Here is a 16,435-nt window from a genome sequence, read left to right as displayed (position 1 = left end):
ACGCCCGCCGGGTCGCCGCTCAGCCGAGGGCGCGGTCGACGGCCGCGACGTACCGGTAGAAGGCGTCCGTGCGGTTGGCGGGGTCCTCGACCCATGCGCGGTTCAGCTTGCCCTCCTTGAAGAACCGCTCCCGCTGGCCCCGGCTGATCTCCAGTTGCACCCCCATGCCCCTGCGGTTCCGGTTGGCGATGTTGTCGGGGCTGTCGCCGCCGATCTCCTCGGGCACGGCCGCCGAGACGTCGAACCCGGCGGCGCGCAGCTCGGCCTTGACCTTCCGGATCAGCGCGGTGTCCCGGCCGCCGACGTAGGTGGTGGCCTCGGCGCCCGACGCCGCGTGCCAGGAGACGGTGCGCTCGACCCCCGCCACGACCTTCAGCCCGCGGGGTTCGTCGAAGTGCGTGGAGGTGATGTGCAGGGCGCTGTTGCCGGTGGCCTTGATGCCCTCGAACGCGTAATAGGCGTACCGGCGGCCCGCGGCCTGGTCGGCGAGCTGCGACGTCGGCGCCTCGATGGCGCCGCCGTGGATGGCGATGTGCGCCACCTTCGCTCCCCGGGGGACGCGCACGACGCGCCGGTAGTCCGTGCCCTCGACCTCGTGGGCGGAGAGCTCGGCGTAGCCGGCGTAGACGTCACGCGCGCCCGCGGACGACGCCGGCCGCGCGGACACGGCGAGGGCGGCGGGGGCGGCGGGGGCGAGGCCCACCACGAGCACGTTCGCGACGGCGATGGACAGGATTCTCTTCACGGGGGCACCTTTCCGATGATCTTTCCGACCGCCATCATGCCGCCTGCCGCGGCGCGTCGCTCCCCGTCCCGGCAACCTCAGAGGTCCCAGCGCGGCTCGTCGCTCTCCAGCACCGCGCCCACGGCCGTGAAGATCAGATAACGGTCGAAGGCCGCGGCGAACCAGCGGTCGTGGGTGACGGCCAGCACCGTTCCCCGGTAGGCGGCCAGGCCCTCCTGCAGGGCCTCCGCACTGGCCAGGTCGAGGTTGTCGGTGGGCTCGTCGAGCAGCAGCATCGTCGCCCCGGACAGCTCCAGCAGCAGGATCTGCAGCCGGGCCTGCTGGCCGCCCGACAGCGTGGCGAAGTCCTGGCTCCAGGCCGGGGCCAGCTCGTAGCGGGCCAGGGCCGCCATGGCGTCGTTGCGCTCCAGCCGATGGTCGGTCATGACGATCCCGGCGACCGTACGGCCGCGCAGGTCGGGGCGGGTGTGGGTCTGGGCGAACAGTCCGGGCCGCACCCGCGCCCCCAGTGAGACGCGGCCGGTGTGCGCGACCGGCTCGCCGGCCAGCAGTCGCAGGAAGTGCGACTTGCCGGTGCCGTTGAGGCCGAGCACCCCCACCCGCTCGCCGTACCAGACCTCGGCGTCGAAGGCATGCGACAGGCCGGTCAGCCGCAGCCCCGCGCAGGTCAGCGCCCGCTTGCCGGTGCGGCCGCCGCTTAGCCGCATGCGGACGTTCTGCGGCCGGGGCGCGCGCCGCGGCGGCCCGGCCTGCTCGAACCGCTCCAGCCGCGTCCGCGCGGCTTGGTAGGCGCCGGACAGGGCGTCGTTGCGGGCGGCGCGCTGCCGCAGGGTGTGGACGGTGCCGCGCAGCCGGGCCCGTTCCTCCTCCCAGCGGCGACGCAGCTCGCCGAGGCGTTCGGCGCGGTCGCGGCGCGCCTGGGCGTAGCTGGCGAAGCCGCCGCCGTGGACCCACACGCCGCGGTCCTCGACAGTGACGAGCCGGTCGGCGGTCTCGGCCAGCAGCCGGCGGTCGTGCGAGACGAGCAGCACGGTCTTGGTGGTGCCGCGCAGCTCCCGCTCCAGCCACTGCTTGGCCGGCACGTCGAGGTAGTTGTCGGGCTCGTCCAGCAGCAGCACCCGGTCGGGGCCGCGCAGCAGCGCCTGGAGCATGAGCCGCTTCTGCTCGCCGCCGGACAGGGTGTCCAGGGGCCGTTCGCGCACCTGCTCGTACGGCCTGCCGAGGGCGAGCTGCGCGCACACGTCCCAGACCACCTCCAGCTCGTAGCCGCCGGCGTCGGCGTGGTCGGCGATGGCCTGGGCGTAGGCGAGCTGGGTGTCCTCGTCGTCGCGGGCGGCGATGGCGGACTCGGCCCGGGTCAGCGCCGCGGCGGACCGCCGGACCTGCGGGGGCGCCACGGCCAGCAGCAGGTCGGCGACCGTGCCCGGGGCGAGGAACTGCGGCATGACGCCGATGCCGCCCGTGACCGCGACCCGGCCGGAGGCGGGCCGCAGCTCCCCGGAGACCAGCCGCAGCAAGGTGGTCTTCCCCGCGCCGTTCGGCCCGACCAGCGCCGCCTTGGCCCCCGATCCGATCTTGAACGACACGTTCTCCAGGAGCGGGCGGCCGTCGGGCAGCAGGTACGTCAGTTCCCTCACATCGATATGGCTCACCGTTCCATTACTAGACCATCGATCCGGTCGGCGTACAGCGTATTATCGGCGCATGGCGGGAGAGAGTGTGTGGCTGCGGCCACGCAGGCGGGAGCGGCAGACGCTCACCCTGGACCGGATCGTGGCCGAGGCCGTGGCGCTGCTGGACGAGGAGGGGGAGGCCCGGCTCACGATGCGCCGGCTGGCCGAGCGGCTCGACACCGGCTCCACCACCCTGTACTGGCACGTCAAGACCAAGGACGACGTGCTGGACCTGGCGCTGGACGCCGTCTTCGGCGAGGTTCCGCTGCCCGCGCCCGAGGGCGGCTGGCGGGAGCGGGCCGCGGCCCTGGCCGCCGCCTGGCGCGCGGCGCTGCTGCGCCACCCCTGGACGACGGGCCTGCTCGACCGGCCCATGATGGGCCCCAACGCGCTCAGCCGCACCGAGTTCCTGTACGCCACGCTGGCCGAGGCCGGCTTCGGCGCCGCCGACCTGCCGGCCGCGGCCTTCAGCCTGTCCACCTACGTCACCGGCTCGGCCACCATGCAGGCCCGCGCCCAGGACTCCAGCGGGGCGGCGCTGCGCGAGCACCTGCGCGCCCAGCGCGAGGCGTACCCGGTGCTGGCCGCGCACGGGCTCGACCACGACTGGGACGTCACCTTCGCCCGCGGCCTGGCCTACCTCCTCGACGGCATGGCCGACCGCCTAGGCTGAGGCGCGTGATCAGCACGCGTGAGCTCAACCGGGCGACCCTGGCCCGCCAGCTGCTGCTCCGGCGGCACGCCATGCCGGCCCTGGAGGCCGTGGAGCACCTCGTGGGCCTGCAGGCCCAGGCGCCCTTCCCCCCGTACTTCGGCCTGTGGTCGCGCCTGGACGGCTTCACCCCGGACGAGCTGGCCCGGCCGCTGCTGGAGCGGGAGGCGGTGCGCATGGTGCTCATGCGCGGCACCGTCCACCTCGTCACCGCCGCCGACGCCCTGACCTTGCGCCCGCTCACGCAGCCGCTCCTCGACCGCTACCTGAACGCGGCCTTCGGCCGTTCCCTCCAGGGCGTGGACGCCGACCAGCTCGCCAAGGCCGGCCGCGAGGCCCTGGTGGAGCGGCCCCTGACAGCCGCCGAGCTGGGCGCGCACCTGGCCGAGCGCTTCCCCGGCGCCGCGCCGGGAGACCTCGCGCTGGCCGCGCGCTGCCTGGTGCCGCTGGTCCAGGTGCCGCCGCGCGCCGTGTGGGGCAAGGCCGGGCGCACCGCGTACGCGCCGATGGAGGACTGGCTGGAACGGCCGCCGCACCCCGACCCGTCGCCGGAGCGGCTGGTGCTGCGCTACCTGGCCGCCTTCGGGCCGGCCACGGTCGCCGACGCCCAGGCGTGGTCCGGCCTGACCGGGCTGCGGGAGATCGTCGAGCGGCTGCGTCCCCGGCTCGCCGTCTTCCGCGACGAGCAGGGGCGCGAGCTGTTCGACCTGCCGGACGCGCCGCGTCCCGGCGCGGACGTGCCCGCCCCCGTACGGCTGGTCGCGCCGTTCGACAACGTGCTGCTCGGCCACGCCGACCGCACCCGGATCATCTCCGACGAGCACCGCAAGACGGTCATCACGATCAACGGGCAGGTGCTGGGCACGGTGCTGGCCGACGGGTTCGTGCGCGGGGTCTGGAAGCGCGAGGGGCCGGTGGTCACGATCGAGCCGTTCGCGCCGCTGACGCCGGGGCAGGAGGAGGAGGCCAGGGCCGAGGCGCTGGCGCTGCTCGCCTTCGCCGAACCGGCCAAGGCGGACCGGCACGAGGTCAGGGGGATCGGCTCATGAACGGTGCGCCGCGTACGGGCGGGGCCGGGGGACAGGGGTGAGCGGGGCCCGGATGGGAGCGGCCGTACTGGTCGCCGCGCCGCCCGAACGGGTCTTCGCCGTGCTCACCGACTGGCCGCGCCACCACGAGTGGATGGTCCTGACCACCGCCCGGCGCAGCGGGCCCGACCAGGTGGAGGCGTTCACGGGGCTGGGCCGGCTGGGGTTCCTCGACACGATGACGATCACCCGCTGGGAGCCGCCGGGGCTCGTGCGGGTGCGCCACACCGGGCGGCTGGTGCGGGGCGAGGGCGTCTTCCGGGTCCGCCCGTACGGGGGCGGCAGCCGGGTGATCTGGGCGGAGGACCTGGACCTGCCGCTGGGGGCGGTCGGGCGGCTGCTGTGGCCGCTGGCCCGGCCGTTCGCCGACGCGATGGCGCGGCTGTCGCTGCGCCGCCTGGCCCGCCTCGTCGAGTGATCCCGCCCCGCGCCCGGGACGGCCTTCGGCCCCGCTTCCGGCGCGCGTCGAGTGACCCCACACCGCGCTGGAGGCGGCCTTCGACGGCGCCGCGCGCGAGCCGCGCCGCCCCGTCAGGCCGACTTCTCGTGCGGTCCCGCGTCGCGGCCGCCGGGCTCGCGCGGCACCAGGGTCGGGTTGACGTTGCCGAGGACGGTCTCGCGGGTCACCACGACCCGGGCCACGTCGTCGCGTCCCGGCACCTCGTACATGACGTTGAGCAGCACCTCCTCGACGATCGCCCGCACGCCGCGGGCGCCGGTGCGGCGCAGCAGCGCCTGCTCGGCGATCGCCTCGACCGCGCCGCGGGTGAAGTCCAGCTCCACGCCGTCCATCTCCAGCAGCCCGCGGTACTGCCGGAGCAGCGCGTTGCGGGGCTCGGTCAGCACGCGCACCAGCGCCTCGCGATCCAGGGGCTCCAGCGTCGCCGTCACCGGCAGGCGGCCGACGAGCTCGGGGATCAGCCCGTAGGCGACCAGGTCGGACGGCATGACCCCGGCCAGGGAGCCGGCGCCGGGCTCGGCGCGGGCGCGCGGGACGGCGCCGAAACCCGCGCCGCCGTGTCCCGTCCTGGCCTCCACGACCCGCTCCAGCCCGTCGAAGGCGCCGCCGCAGATGAACAGCACCCCGGTCGTGTCGATCCGGACGTGCTCCCGGTCGGTGTGCTTGCGCCCGCCCTGTGACGGCACGCTCACCGTCGTGCCCTCGATGATCTTCAGCAGGGCCTGCTGGACGCCCTCGCCGGAGACGTCGCGGGTGATCGACGGGCCGCCGCCCCTGCGGGCGATCTTGTCGATCTCGTCGATGTAGACGATGCCGGTCTCGGCCCTGGCGACGTCGTGGCCGGCCGCCTGGAGGAGCTTGGCCAGGATGTTCTCGACGTCCTCACCGACGTAGCCGGCCTCGGTGAGGGTGGTGGCGTCGGCGACGGCGAACGGGACGCCCAGCACCCGCGCCAGGGTCTGGGCCAGGTACGTCTTGCCGGAGCCGGTGGGGCCGATCATGAGGATGTTGGCCTTGCCCAGCTCCAGCTCGGCCGACCGGCCGTGCCGGACGCGCTTGACGTGGTTGTGGACGGCCACGGCCAGGGCGGTCTTGGCGGCCGTCTGGCCGATGACGTACTGGTCGAGGAAGGCGTGGATGTCGCGCGGCGCGGGCGGCGGCGCCGCGCCGGCGGCCGTCTCCGCGGCCTCCGCGCGGGCCTCGTCGCGCAGCAGCTCGGTGCATCGCGCGACGCAGCCGTCGCAGATGCAGATCTGCGCGGGCCCAGCGATGAGCTTCCTGACCTCGGCCTGGCTCTTGCCGCAGAACCTGCACGTCAGCCCGGGAGCCATCCGCGCGCCTCCTTGCCTCTCCCTCGGTCTCCAAGATCAGATGATGACATCATCTGAGTGGCGACGGTATCTTGGTTTCCCTACGGGGCGCAAACGCGCGGACGGGGAGGACGATGGCCCGGCTCAGCAGGGCGGAGCTGCAACGGCTCAACCGCTCGAAGGTGCTCGAGGCGGCGCGAGGGGAGTTCGCGGAGCGGGGCTTCGGCGGCGCCACGATCGACGGCATCGCCGAACGGGCGGGGCTGACGCGGGGGGCCGTGTACTCCAACTTCCCCGGCAAGCGGGCCCTGTACTTCACGGTCCTGGCCGAGCTGTCCCGCGCCGCCGAGCCCGTCACCGGCGAGCCCGTCACCGGCGAGCCCGTCACCGGCGAGCCCGTCACCGGCGAGGCCGTTCGGGCGCGCACGGCGAAGGAGGCGCTGGGAGCGTTCGCGCGGGCCTGGGTGACGCGGCTCCCGCTGGCGAGCGGCGACCTGGGCGGCCCCGAGGGGCGCCTGCCGGCGGACCTCATGCCGGAGGTGCTCGCCGACGAGCGCCTGCGGGCCGTGGTGTCGGGGCTGCGCCGGCTCGACGCGCTGCTGCTCGGACTGGCCCTGGAACGCATGGAGGCCCTGGAACGCGGCGGTTTCCCGGAAGCGGCGGCCGGAGCCGGAGGGCACGCCGGAGCCGAGGGGAGCGTCGGGGCTGTCGGGAGCGTCGGGGCCCACGGGAGCGTCGGGGCCCACGGGAGCGTCGGGGCGGCGGGAGGCGGGCGCCGGGTGCGGGTGGCCGAGGCGGCGCTGATGACGTTGAGGGGGGCGAGCGAGCTGGCCGTCGCCGCGCCTGGCTTCGTGGAGCCGTTCGACCTGGTCGTGGTGTGCGAGGAGCTGGCGGGACTGGACCTGGACGACCGGTGGACCTCGCCGCCGGCCTTCCCTCCCGTCCAGCCGGCCGACGCCCCGTGGCCGGCGGGCGCCCCGTGGCCTGCTGACGTCCTCTGGCCTGCTGACGGCTCTTGGCCGGCTGACGGCTCTTGGCCGGTCGGCGCCTCGTGGCCGGGCTCCACGCCGGGCGTGGCGGCGAACGACGGTGCGGCGGCGGCGAACGACGGTGCGGCCGTGGCGGAGGACGGTGTGGTGGCGGTGCTCGGGCCGCTGGAGGCCGGCGCCGCGGAGGAGGCCGTGCGCGCCGCGCCGCCCGGCGTGCCGGTGACCGTGGCCCTGGTCGGCGCGGATCCGGCGGAGCAGGCGCCGCTGGCGCGGCTGATGCTCGCCGGCGTGACCCGTTGCCTGCGCGAGGCCTTCCCGCCCGGGGCGTGGCCCCGGCTGCGCGTGACGTACGACGACACGGGAGCGCTGGCGGCGGCGGCCGGAGTGCCCTCCGTCACGGACGGGACGGTGGCGGCGGTGCGGCTGCGGGACGGCCGGATCGTCGCCCGCGCCGACGGCCCGGGCGCCTGCCACGCGATCGCCTCCAGCGTCCGGCTCGCCGCCGTGTGAGCGGTTCCCCGGGCTCCACCGTCCCGGGGCCCTCCGGCCGGCTGATATGATCTCTTCCATCACTTGAGCCTTCTCGGCCCGGACCACGTCCGCCGAGGAGGCTTTTTTGCGTGTCCGAAACCGGGCGTCCCCGGTCGTGGCCGTGAACCGGCCGCCTTTCCGCGACTCTCGCACCAAGGAGATCCATGCTCGACAGCAACACCGTGTCCGCGGCCGCCGCGGGCACCTGGAAGCTCGGCGACCTGACTGTCAACCGCGTCGGGCTCGGCGCGATGCGCCTGACGGGCAGCGCCCCGTTCGACATGGGAGCGCCGAGCGACCGCGAACGATCCATCCGCGTGCTCCGGCGCGCGGTCGACCTGGGCGTCAACCACATCGACACCGCCGCGTTCTACTTCTCGTCGCTGCGCTCGGCCAACGAGCTCATCAACCGGGCGCTGGCGCCGTACCCGGACGACCTCGTCATCGTCACCAAGGTCTGGCCGGGCCGGAACACCTCGGGCGAATGGTGGTGGGCCACCCCGGAGCAGCTGCGCGGCCAGGTCGAGGAGAACCTGCGCCAGCTCGGCCGCGATCACCTCGACGTCGTGAACCTGCGCGTCCCCCCGAGCCGGCGGTCCGGCTCGATCGCCGAGCACTTCGGCGCCCTGGCCGTCCTGCGCGACGCCGGACTCGTCCGCCACCTGGGAGTCTCCAACGTCACGCCCGAGCAATTGGCCGAGGCCCGCTCCATCGCCCCGGTGGTCTGCGTCCAGAACCCCTACGGCATCGGCGCGTCCGCGGAGGACCAGGAGTTCGTCCGGGCGTGCGGGGAGCAAGGCGTCGCCTTCGTGCCGTTCTTCGCGATCGCGGGCGCGGGGGCCGAGGCGGGCGCGACCGGAACCGACAGCGAGACGGTGCTCGCCGTCGCGCGGGCGCATGACGCGACGCCCGCCCAGATCCGGCTGGCGTGGACCCTGCGGCAGGGACGCCACGTGCTGGCCATCCCCGGAACGAGCGACCCCGACCACCTGGCCGCCAACGTCGCGGCGGGTGCTCTGCGGCTCTCGGACGCCGAACTGGCGCTCCTGTCGACCGGCCGCTGAACCGCGGCGGGCCGCCTGACTTCGTGCGTGCCGTCCGGCCCGCCGGCCTCCGCGGTGCACCGGCTCGGCCCGGGGCCGGTGGCGAGGTGGCCACTCATCGGCCGCCGCCCGGGGCCGGCGGCGAGGTGGCCGCTCGTGGGCCGGTCACGCCTGGCGCGTCGGCAGGACCACGAGCTGGCGGAGGTTGACGTGGCGCGGGCGGCTCGTCGTGTAGGCGATCAGGTCGGCCACGTCGTCCGCCGCCAGCGCGCCGATCGCCGACACCATCCCGTCGAGCTGGCCGCTCAGCTCGGTGTTGTCGATGTGGTCGGCCAGCTCGGTGGAGGTCAGGCCCGGCTCGATGTTGGTGACGCGCACGTCCCGCCCGCCCAGCTCGGTGCGCAGCGTCGCCGACAGGTGCGTGAGCGCCGCCTTGGTCGCCCCGTACACCGCGTAGTTCGGGAAGCTCACGTGGGCGCCGATGGAGGAGACGTTGACCAGGTCGGCGGTCCGGCCGCCGGCCGCCGCGGCCACGAGGTCCGGGACGAAGGCGCGGATCACGCGCAGCGCCCCGCTCAGGTTCGTGTCGATCATGCGGGCCCACTCGTCCTCGCGGCCCTCGGTGATCGGGTTGGGCAGCATGACGCCCGCGGAGTTCACCACCAGGTCCACCGGCCCGTACGCCTCGTGGATCCGGTCCGCGGCGGCGGCGACGCTGCCGGAGTCGGTGACGTCGGCGGTCACCGCCAGCGCCCGCCCGCCCTCGGCGGTGATCTTGGCCGCCAGGTCGTCGAGCCGCTCGGCGCGGCGGGCCAGCAGGGCCACGCGGGCGCCGTGGGCGGCCAGGAGGCGGGCGGTGGCCTCGCCCATGCCGCTGGCGGCCCCGGTGACGACGGCGGTACGGGTGGAAAGAGCGTCGTAGCTCATGATCAGGTGCTCCTCTTCGCAAGGTGTCGCGTCCGCCGGGCCTCGTCGCCGGCCGACGTGACGATCGTGCGGCACCCGCGCCGCCGTACCCAGGGTGAGGCTCATCCTGGGTCTGGCAGTACCAGGTTGGACGCTCCGGAGTTTGCCTAGGCTGTGTCCCATGAGTAGTGATCTGGGCGATTTCCTGCGTTCGCGGCGGGCGCGCATCCAGCCGGAGGAGCTCGGCCTGCAGCCGTACGGGCGCCGCCGCGTGCCCGGGCTGCGGCGCGAGGAGGTCGCGCAGCTGGCGGGGGTGAGCGTCGACTACTACATCCGCCTGGAGCAGGACCGCGGGCAGAGCGTGTCGGACGCGGTGCTCGACGCCGTCGCCCGGGTGCTGCGGCTCGACGAGGTGGAGCAGGCGCACCTGCGCGACCTGGCCCGTCCGCAACGGCAGGACCCGCCCCAGGAGAGCCGCACCCGTACGGGCGGGCAGCGGGTCCGGCCGGCGATGCGGCTGATCGTGGAGTCGGTGAGCGGACCGGCGTTCCTGCTGGGCCGCTACGGGGACGTGCTGGCCTGGAACGCCCTGGGCGACGCCGTGGTGGGCTTCTCCGAGCGCCTGTCCCGCTTCGGTGAACGCGGGCTCAACCAGGTGCGCGATGCCTTCCTCAACCCCGCCACGCGCGAGTTCTACGTGGACTGGCCCGCGGTGGCCGCCGACACCGTGGCCTTCCTGCGGCTGGAGGCGGGGCGGCGGCCGCGCGACAAGCGGCTCGCGGCGCTGGTCGGCGAGCTGTCGCTGGCCAGCGAGGAGTTCGGCCGCCTGTGGGCCGACCACCAGGTGAAGGAGAAGACGTTCGGCGTCAAGCGGATGCTGCACCCGGTCGTGGGCCGGCTCGACCTGGGCTACGAAGCGCTGACGCCGCCCGGCGACCCGGACCAGATGCTGATCGTCTACACGGCCACGCCCGGCTCGGAGGCCGCGGAGAAGCTGGCGGTCCTAGCGAGCTGGTCGGCCGCCCCCTCCCTCCCGGCGCCGTGATCGCCCCGCCCCGGTACGGTGTCCCGGCGAACCCTCTGGACGGAGGACGGCATCGTGAAGGGCGGAAGAGCGTGGGTCGGGACACTGTGACGGCGGGCGGTGACGGCGCCGGAGCGGACGGCGGCGTCGTGCGTGGGGGCCGCGGGCTCGTGAAGGCGGCGGCGTGAGCGCGCACCGGCTGTGGCCGGGAGAGACCGGCGAGCGGATCACCGCGTACCCGGTGCGGTCGGAGCGGCCCGCGCCGGCCGTCGTGGTGCTGCCGGGCGGCGCGTACATGCGCCTGGCGGAGCACGAGGGCGAGCCCGTGGCGCGGTGGCTGAACACGCTGGGCGTGGCCGCGTTCGTGCTGCGCTACCGGGTCGCGCCGCACCGCCACCCGCTGCCGCTGCTGGACGCGGCCCGCGCGGTGCGCTGGGTGCGGGCCCACGCGGCCGACCACGGGGTGGACCCGGAACGGGTCGGCGTGCTGGGCTTCTCGGCCGGCGGGCACCTGGCGGGGCTGCTGGCGACCGAGACGGGACCCGCGCTGGCGGAGGGCCCGCACGACGAGGTGGACGCTCAGGAGGGGCGCCCGGACCTGGCGGTGCTGTGCTACCCGGTCGTCACGCTGACCGGGCCCGCCGCCCACGCCGGGTCGGCGGCGTCCCTGCTCGGGCCCGAGCAGGAGGCCGGGGATCCGGCCGAGCTGTCGATCGAACGGCGGGTGGGGCCGCACACGCCGCCGGTGTTCGTGTGGCACACCGCCGACGACGCCTCGGTGCCGGTGGACAACACCCTGCTGCTGGCGAGCGCGCTGGCCCGCCACGGGGTGCCGGTCGAGGCGCACGTGTACCCGTCGGGCGCGCACGGGCTGGGACTCGCCGGCAGCGACCCGGTGGTGGGTGACTGGACCAGCCGGTGCGCCGTCTTCCTGCGGTCGCGCGGCTTCACGAGCTGAGAGCCGTGACGATGCGGCCGGATGCCCGGTGAGGCCGCAGGCCGAGGGGTCTCGACCCGTCGGCCTGCGGCGACCATGTGGCTGATCAGCGGGCCGGCAGGGCGCGGGTGCGTCCCCGCCGGCCCGCGCTGATCAGCGTCCGGCCGGTGGCGGCGCCTGGTAGCGCAGCACCACCACGCCGCCTTCGCCGTTCTCGTCGGCCCGGGACGCGTCCTCGTCCGCCGGCGAGGTGTCCTCGTCCTGCTGGGACGGGCCGTCGTCGCACAGCTGGAAGCCGGCCTTCTCCAGCACCCGGATCGACGGCGGGTTGGACGGCTCCACGGTGGCGTGGACGCTCCTGACGCCCGGCGCGGCGTACGCGAACGCGGTCAGGGCCTCGACGGCCTCGGTGGCGTAGCCGCGTCCGCGCCGGGACTCCACGATCCCGTACCCGAGCTCCAGCGCGCCGTCGGACGGCGGCCAGAACAGGCCGATGGACCCGACCACCAGACCGCCGTCACGCTCGACGACCTGGCGGTGGCCGTAGGGGCCGAGCCAGGCGGGGTGCCCGGCGAACAGCCCGGCGATCACGTGGTCGCCCTCGGCGGGGAAGTCGGCGGCCCAGTGGGCGAGCCGCTCTCCGCGCAGGACGGCCTCGACCTCGGCCGCGGTCCAGGACCGCAGGATCAGGCGGGCGGTGGTCAGGTCGGGAACCGGCTCGGCGGCGGGCGCGGGGGACTCCCCGGAGGACGCCGCGGACATGGCGGAGGACTGCGTGGATGAAGACATGGTGACACTCCTGGTCGTGATCGAACGACCGGCCCGCGTCCTAGATGCGCGGTGCCGGGATGAGGGCATGCCGACGACGGCCTGTGGCGGCCATATTCATCAACCTCCTCCGTCCCGAAGCGCACGCGTGCCTCGCGCCGCGGCGACCCTAACAGCCTCCGACGATCACGGCAAACCGCCGGCGCGGTGGGCGGCGCCGGGCGGCCTGGGGCTCACGCGGGGCGGTGACGCGCGGGTCAAAGGCCGCGCAAAGCTACGGACCGTAGCCACATCGTCACCCATATGATCCTTACGTGGCCGACGCGGTGAATCACGAGCAGGACACTGACCGACCCCCGTCGGCGTCGCGACGGGTGACGCCCGTGCCGCCCTTCCCGGTGTACGAGCCGGAGCCGCGGCGCGGCATGGACCGGGTCACGGTGGCGACGCTGGCGGTCACGGCCGTGTCCGTCGCTCTGGGGGCCTGGCTGGGGATGTACCCGCCGGGTGCGGGCGCGCCGGACGCGCAGGCGAGGGGCTCGGGTACGGCCACGCTCGCGTCGCCCGCCGTACCGGGGCCCTCGGAGGGTGACGGCGCCGGCCGGGAGGCGTCGGACGGCCGGGCGGGCACACCCGGGGCGCGGGCCGGCGCCGGAGCCCGGCGGCACCACCGGGCGCACGGCCCGGCTCGTGGCCGGGGCCGGCGCGACGCCCGCGCCGGCGGAGGGGACGATCGCGGGCGTGCCGGAACCGACGGCCGTCGGGGAGGCGCCCGTGCCGGAGGGAGCGACGCCCGTGGAGGCGCCCGTGCCGGAAGGAGCGACGCCCATGGAGACGCCCGTGCTGAGGGCGGCGCCACCCGCGGGGCCACCCATGGGGCCGCCCGCGGGGGCGTCCGTGCGGGCGATCACGGGGGTGCTCGTGCCGGCGGGACCGGTGCGCGCCGGAACGGCTCCGCCGATGACGGTGCGGCGCGTGAGGGCGGCCGTGCGAAGGACGTCCGTTCGGGAGACGGGCGCCCCGCCGTCCAGGAGGTGGCACGGGACGGCGGGCGTGGTCGGCGCTCCTTCGTTGCGCGCGGGGTGACGCCGTCGCCCCGGCGGCAGCCTTCCCCCGCTCCCCAGGCCGCCGCGCATGGCGGGACGAGCGCGTCCCCGGGCCAGGGACGCGCGATCGCGCCGTGGGCCCAGGGGGTGACGGCCGCACCCCGGGAGCAAGGAAGCGTCCCCATGCCTCGGAACGCGGGGGAGGATGCCGCGCTCCCGGGGCGGGCGCGCGGCGTCGCGCTCCGCGACCCGGGGAAGGGTGGCGGGCAGCGGCAGGAGCGTGGCGTGCGCGGGGGGAAGGGGGCTGAGCGGCACGGGAGCGGGCGCGGGCGGCGCGCCCGGCGTGACGACGGCGGGATGGCTCACCTGTCCAGGGCGCGGAAGGGACGCCGCGGTCAGGCGTCGCCGTCGGCGTCGCCCTCCGGCGCGTCCGCGCGGCCGGGGGACGTCAGGGAGCTGGCGCGGCGGTGGTGCGACGACAACATGAGCTGGGACGGCGTGCTGTGGCGGTCCTGTCACGCTTATATCGAGCGGCAGACGACAATGTGATCACCTTTCGTCATTGCTCGACTACGCAGCGTGAAGAATGGCGCCAGCGGGTGTCCGGCGACACGCCGGGCGGTAAGTCGAGAATGGCGCCCGACATCCGCCCGGCGATTGTTCGCGGAAGTGTGTCTTCGATGTGACGTGTGGCGGCGCAGTGGCCGCCCTGTCGATCCTCTGAAAACGCGGAACGCCGCATTCTCGCCCCGTCTCCGCGGAACCCTCGGGCGGCCGTGATCGTATCGCCGCTTCGCGGAAAGAGTCCGTTTCATCGGGCGAACAGATCCCGATATATCCACTCATGTACGCAGGTCAGCGGCATGATTGGCGGCACAGCTCAAAACGGCCGGCCATTCCCGTGGAAGAACACATGCCCTTTCGCGTCGATCCGGAAGAAAAGAGGAATGGAATTCGCGTCGGACGCGCGTATCGCCGTCCGCCGTTATCCGCATTTCCTGGACAATGGCCGATCCGGGCTCGTGGCGTGCGGCGGGGCGGGATGCCACACTCGGGCCAGGGAAAAGCTGAACGCCGGGAGGGCAGCGTTATGGCCACATCCACGTCACCGTCCGCCACGTCATCCGCTTCGCCCGCGCGAGACGTCGGCGCCGCCGTCACGGCCGCGCACGCTCGCGGCAGGTTCGCCGCGCGCAGGGGCCGGGGGCGCGCCCCGTCCCGGAGCCGGCGGCGGAGGGAGCGCGCGCCGGGCGAGCAGGCCGTGCCGTGGACGGTGGTGTTCGTCGGCGTGCTCGTCACGTACGTGACGTTCGTGGTGATGCTGCTGCCGCAGGGCTACAGCCTGTGGGTCGTGCTCGGCGCGGCCACCACGACCTGCGTCGTGGCCGGACAGGTGACGCGGGCCGTGCGCCTGGCGCTGGCCGGGGAGCGGGTGGCCGGGGCGGGGGCGCACCGTTCGCTGCTGGGCCGGGCGGTGGCCGCCTGGATCCGCGAGGCCGTCGCCGAGGAGCCGACGGAGCCCGGCGGCCGGACGGACGGCCGGGAGTCCGGCGGTCCGGAGCGCGGTGGCCGGACGGACGGCCGGCAGTCGGGCGACGGAGGGGATGGCGGCCGGGCGGGAAAGCCGGTGCGCGAGCCGGACCCCGTCGACTAGGGCGTGTATCGAAAGTGGATCTTTGACGTGAGACGATCTTGATTCGTGTCGCGTGGAGATCTGACGGATGCACAACGGGCCCGCCTGGAGTTGCTGCTGCCCATAGGCAACAGGCCGGGGCGCCCGCCGAGATGGGCGAAGCGGCAGTGATCGACGGCATACGCTGGCGGACCCGCACCGGGACGCCGTGGCGAGACGTCCCGGAGCGGTACGGGCCCTGGGGCCGGGTGTACGACTTGTTCAGGCGCTGGCAGCGAGACGGCACCTGGCAGCGGCTCTTTATCGACCTGCAGGCCCAGGCGGACGCCAAGAATCTGATCACCTGGGAGATCGACGTCGACTCCACGGTATGCCGGGCCCACCAGCACGCCGCTGGGGCGGGGAAAAGGGGGACCTGCAGAAAGAGCCGCCCGGCGGCCTCACCACCGAACCGGACGACCATGGCCTCGGGCGCTCTCGCGGTGGCCTGACCACCAAGCTGCACCTGGCCGTCGAGCAGGGCCAGAAGCCAGTGTCGATTGTGATCACAGCCGGACAGCGCGGGGATTCCCCGCAGTTCGAGCCCGTCCTGAAGAAGATCCGTGTCCCTCGCCTTGGGCCGGGCAGGCCCCGCACCCGGCCGGACCGCGTCCGCGCCGACAAAGCGTACGCCTCCCGCAACAACCGCGCCTACCTACGCCGTCGCGGGATCCGCGGCACCATCCCGGACAAGGCGGACCAGGTCAGCAACCACAAGAAGCGCGGCTCACGCGGCGGCCGGCCGCCGAAGCTCGACCAGGTCGACTACCGCGAGCGCCACGCGGTGGAGTGCGGGATCAACCGCCTCAAGAGGCACCGGGCGGTAGCCACCCGCTATGAGAAACTCGCCGTCCGGTACGAGGCCACCGTCCTTGTCGCGGCCATCAACGAGTGGCTATGACTTGCGCCGTGGCAGGGCAAGCTCATAGCGGCTGACCCAGGTGAGCGGACCCTCCTCCAGTCGCTGACCAGGAGCACCCCCCACCGGCACGTCTCCGCGGTGGACGAAGCCGTGGGCCTCGTAGTAGGCACGCAGCCGATCATTGGACTTTACGCAGTCCAGCCGCAGAGAGTTGGCGCCCTGCTGCCGTGCGGCATTGGCTGCCCAGTCGAGAATGCGGGCCCCGAGCCCCGCCGCCCATCGACGCACGGCCATGCGGTGCACGTATCCCGCCGCGCCGTCGGCATCCGCCCACAGTGGATCCGACCAGTCCATGGTGACTGTCCCCGCCACCTTGTCCCCGGTGGCCACCAGCCACGTCTCGCCCCGAGAGAGGGCCTCCTCAACCCATGCGGCCTCGAAACGCACAGGCCACTGACCGATCCCACGTGCGTTGAGCCATCCCGCCGCCTCATCGAGCACGCTCAGCACCTCGTCCACACGGTCGACGCCGACACGCTGGAAGACGACCTCCATGCCGTTCCAATCAGCTGTCATGGCCTAGATGTTCCCACCACTTCCGATACACGCCCTAGGGCGCGATCGCCATGCCCCTTCCGGGTGACGGACCAATAACTGCAACGTACTCCA

Annotated in this window: 14 protein-coding genes and 1 pseudogene; 9 read left to right on the top strand and 6 right to left on the bottom strand. The window is 74.4% G+C overall.

Annotation, left to right across the window (positions count from 1 at the left end):
• Positions 1 to 19: 19 nt before the first annotated feature.
• Positions 20 to 745, bottom strand: coding sequence for a poly-gamma-glutamate hydrolase family protein (locus HT134_RS00555; protein ID WP_175598271.1), 726 nt, complete (start codon positions 743 to 745; stop codon positions 20 to 22).
• A 77-nt stretch (positions 746 to 822) separates the two neighbouring features.
• On the bottom strand, positions 823 to 2,397 hold the full coding sequence (locus HT134_RS00550) for an ABC-F family ATP-binding cassette domain-containing protein (protein WP_175598270.1): 1,575 nt from the start codon (positions 2,395 to 2,397) through the stop codon (positions 823 to 825).
• A 52-nt stretch (positions 2,398 to 2,449) separates the two neighbouring features.
• Here HT134_RS00550 and HT134_RS00545 point away from each other — a divergent pair, with 52 nt between their 5' ends.
• From HT134_RS00545 to HT134_RS00535, 3 genes are read left to right on the top strand one after another with little or no spacing between them, the layout of a single operon-like run.
• Positions 2,450 to 3,091 carry a TetR/AcrR family transcriptional regulator gene (locus tag HT134_RS00545; RefSeq protein ID WP_175598269.1) on the top strand — a complete coding sequence of 214 codons (642 nt, stop codon included), beginning with the start codon at positions 2,450 to 2,452 and terminating at the stop codon, positions 3,089 to 3,091.
• Between the two features lie 5 nt (positions 3,092 to 3,096).
• Positions 3,097 to 4,179: a winged helix DNA-binding domain-containing protein gene (locus HT134_RS00540; RefSeq protein WP_312887902.1), complete on the top strand. Its 1,083-nt coding sequence runs from the start codon at positions 3,097 to 3,099 to the stop codon at positions 4,177 to 4,179.
• Positions 4,180 to 4,231: 52 nt separating this feature from the next.
• Complete coding sequence (locus HT134_RS00535; RefSeq protein ID WP_175598268.1) at positions 4,232 to 4,636, top strand: SRPBCC family protein; 405 nt, start codon at positions 4,232 to 4,234, stop codon at positions 4,634 to 4,636.
• Between the two features lie 113 nt (positions 4,637 to 4,749).
• On the opposite strand, the gene clpX is transcribed toward HT134_RS00535, so the two are convergent.
• Positions 4,750 to 6,009, bottom strand: a complete 1,260-nt coding sequence (gene clpX, locus HT134_RS00530; protein ID WP_175598267.1) for an ATP-dependent Clp protease ATP-binding subunit ClpX — start codon at positions 6,007 to 6,009, stop codon at positions 4,750 to 4,752.
• A gap of 113 nt (positions 6,010 to 6,122) precedes the next feature.
• Here clpX and HT134_RS45130 point away from each other — a divergent pair, with 113 nt between their 5' ends.
• Both HT134_RS45130 and HT134_RS00520 read left to right on the top strand, forming a co-directional pair.
• The gene (locus HT134_RS45130; RefSeq protein ID WP_246363503.1) at positions 6,123 to 7,487 is read left to right on the top strand and encodes a TetR/AcrR family transcriptional regulator; all 1,365 of its coding nucleotides are present in this window, start codon (positions 6,123 to 6,125) and stop codon (positions 7,485 to 7,487) included.
• 185 nt (positions 7,488 to 7,672) lie between these two features.
• Positions 7,673 to 8,572, top strand: a complete 900-nt coding sequence (locus HT134_RS00520) for an oxidoreductase (protein WP_175598266.1) — start codon at positions 7,673 to 7,675, stop codon at positions 8,570 to 8,572.
• Positions 8,573 to 8,716: 144 nt separating this feature from the next.
• On the opposite strand, the gene HT134_RS00515 is transcribed toward HT134_RS00520, so the two are convergent.
• Positions 8,717 to 9,478, bottom strand: a complete 762-nt coding sequence (locus HT134_RS00515; protein WP_175598265.1) for an SDR family oxidoreductase — start codon at positions 9,476 to 9,478, stop codon at positions 8,717 to 8,719.
• A 160-nt stretch (positions 9,479 to 9,638) separates the two neighbouring features.
• Between HT134_RS00515 and HT134_RS00510 the strand changes: the two genes are divergently transcribed.
• Both HT134_RS00510 and HT134_RS00505 read left to right on the top strand, forming a co-directional pair.
• On the top strand, positions 9,639 to 10,502 hold the full coding sequence (locus HT134_RS00510) for a helix-turn-helix transcriptional regulator (RefSeq protein ID WP_175598264.1): 864 nt from the start codon (positions 9,639 to 9,641) through the stop codon (positions 10,500 to 10,502).
• A 163-nt stretch (positions 10,503 to 10,665) separates the two neighbouring features.
• Complete coding sequence (locus HT134_RS00505; RefSeq protein WP_217707116.1) at positions 10,666 to 11,439, top strand: alpha/beta hydrolase; 774 nt, start codon at positions 10,666 to 10,668, stop codon at positions 11,437 to 11,439.
• Positions 11,440 to 11,571: 132 nt separating this feature from the next.
• On the opposite strand, the gene HT134_RS00500 is transcribed toward HT134_RS00505, so the two are convergent.
• Entirely contained in the window at positions 11,572 to 12,207 is a 636-nt protein-coding gene (locus tag HT134_RS00500; RefSeq protein WP_175598263.1) for a GNAT family N-acetyltransferase, read from the bottom strand.
• Positions 12,208 to 14,493: 2,286 nt separating this feature from the next.
• On the opposite strand from HT134_RS00500, the gene HT134_RS00495 reads away from it, so the two are divergent.
• Complete coding sequence (locus HT134_RS00495) at positions 14,494 to 14,886, top strand: hypothetical protein (RefSeq protein ID WP_175598262.1); 393 nt, start codon at positions 14,494 to 14,496, stop codon at positions 14,884 to 14,886.
• 45 nt (positions 14,887 to 14,931) lie between these two features.
• Positions 14,932 to 15,805: pseudogene (locus HT134_RS00490) on the top strand (IS5 family transposase).
• Here the strand turns inward: HT134_RS00490 and HT134_RS00485 are convergent.
• Positions 15,800 to 16,342: a GNAT family N-acetyltransferase gene (locus HT134_RS00485; protein WP_175598261.1), complete on the bottom strand. Its 543-nt coding sequence runs from the start codon at positions 16,340 to 16,342 to the stop codon at positions 15,800 to 15,802. The pseudogene HT134_RS00490 and the gene HT134_RS00485 overlap by 6 nt on opposite strands.
• Between the last annotated feature and the right edge of the window lie 93 nt (positions 16,343 to 16,435).

Origin of the sequence: Nonomuraea rhodomycinica (assembly GCF_013363995.1) — a bacterium.
Taxonomy (GTDB): domain Bacteria; phylum Actinomycetota; class Actinomycetes; order Streptosporangiales; family Streptosporangiaceae; genus Nonomuraea; species Nonomuraea rhodomycinica.
Note: the sequence above shows the minus strand (reverse complement) of the source record. Positions and strands in the feature narration are given on the sequence as shown.

Coding starts and splice junctions, on each gene's coding strand:
- HT134_RS00510 (WP_175598264.1), top strand. CDS start 9,639: ATGAGTAGTGATCTGGGCGATTTCCTGCGTTCGCGGCGGGCGCGCATC.
- HT134_RS00515 (WP_175598265.1), bottom strand. CDS start 9,478: ATGAGCTACGACGCTCTTTCCACCCGTACCGCCGTCGTCACCGGGGCC.
- HT134_RS00535 (WP_175598268.1), top strand. CDS start 4,232: ATGGGAGCGGCCGTACTGGTCGCCGCGCCGCCCGAACGGGTCTTCGCC.
- HT134_RS00485 (WP_175598261.1), bottom strand. CDS start 16,342: ATGACAGCTGATTGGAACGGCATGGAGGTCGTCTTCCAGCGTGTCGGC.
- HT134_RS00545 (WP_175598269.1), top strand. CDS start 2,450: ATGGCGGGAGAGAGTGTGTGGCTGCGGCCACGCAGGCGGGAGCGGCAG.
- HT134_RS00500 (WP_175598263.1), bottom strand. CDS start 12,207: ATGTCTTCATCCACGCAGTCCTCCGCCATGTCCGCGGCGTCCTCCGGG.
- clpX (WP_175598267.1), bottom strand. CDS start 6,009: ATGGCTCCCGGGCTGACGTGCAGGTTCTGCGGCAAGAGCCAGGCCGAG.
- HT134_RS45130 (WP_246363503.1), top strand. CDS start 6,123: ATGGCCCGGCTCAGCAGGGCGGAGCTGCAACGGCTCAACCGCTCGAAG.
- HT134_RS00520 (WP_175598266.1), top strand. CDS start 7,673: ATGCTCGACAGCAACACCGTGTCCGCGGCCGCCGCGGGCACCTGGAAG.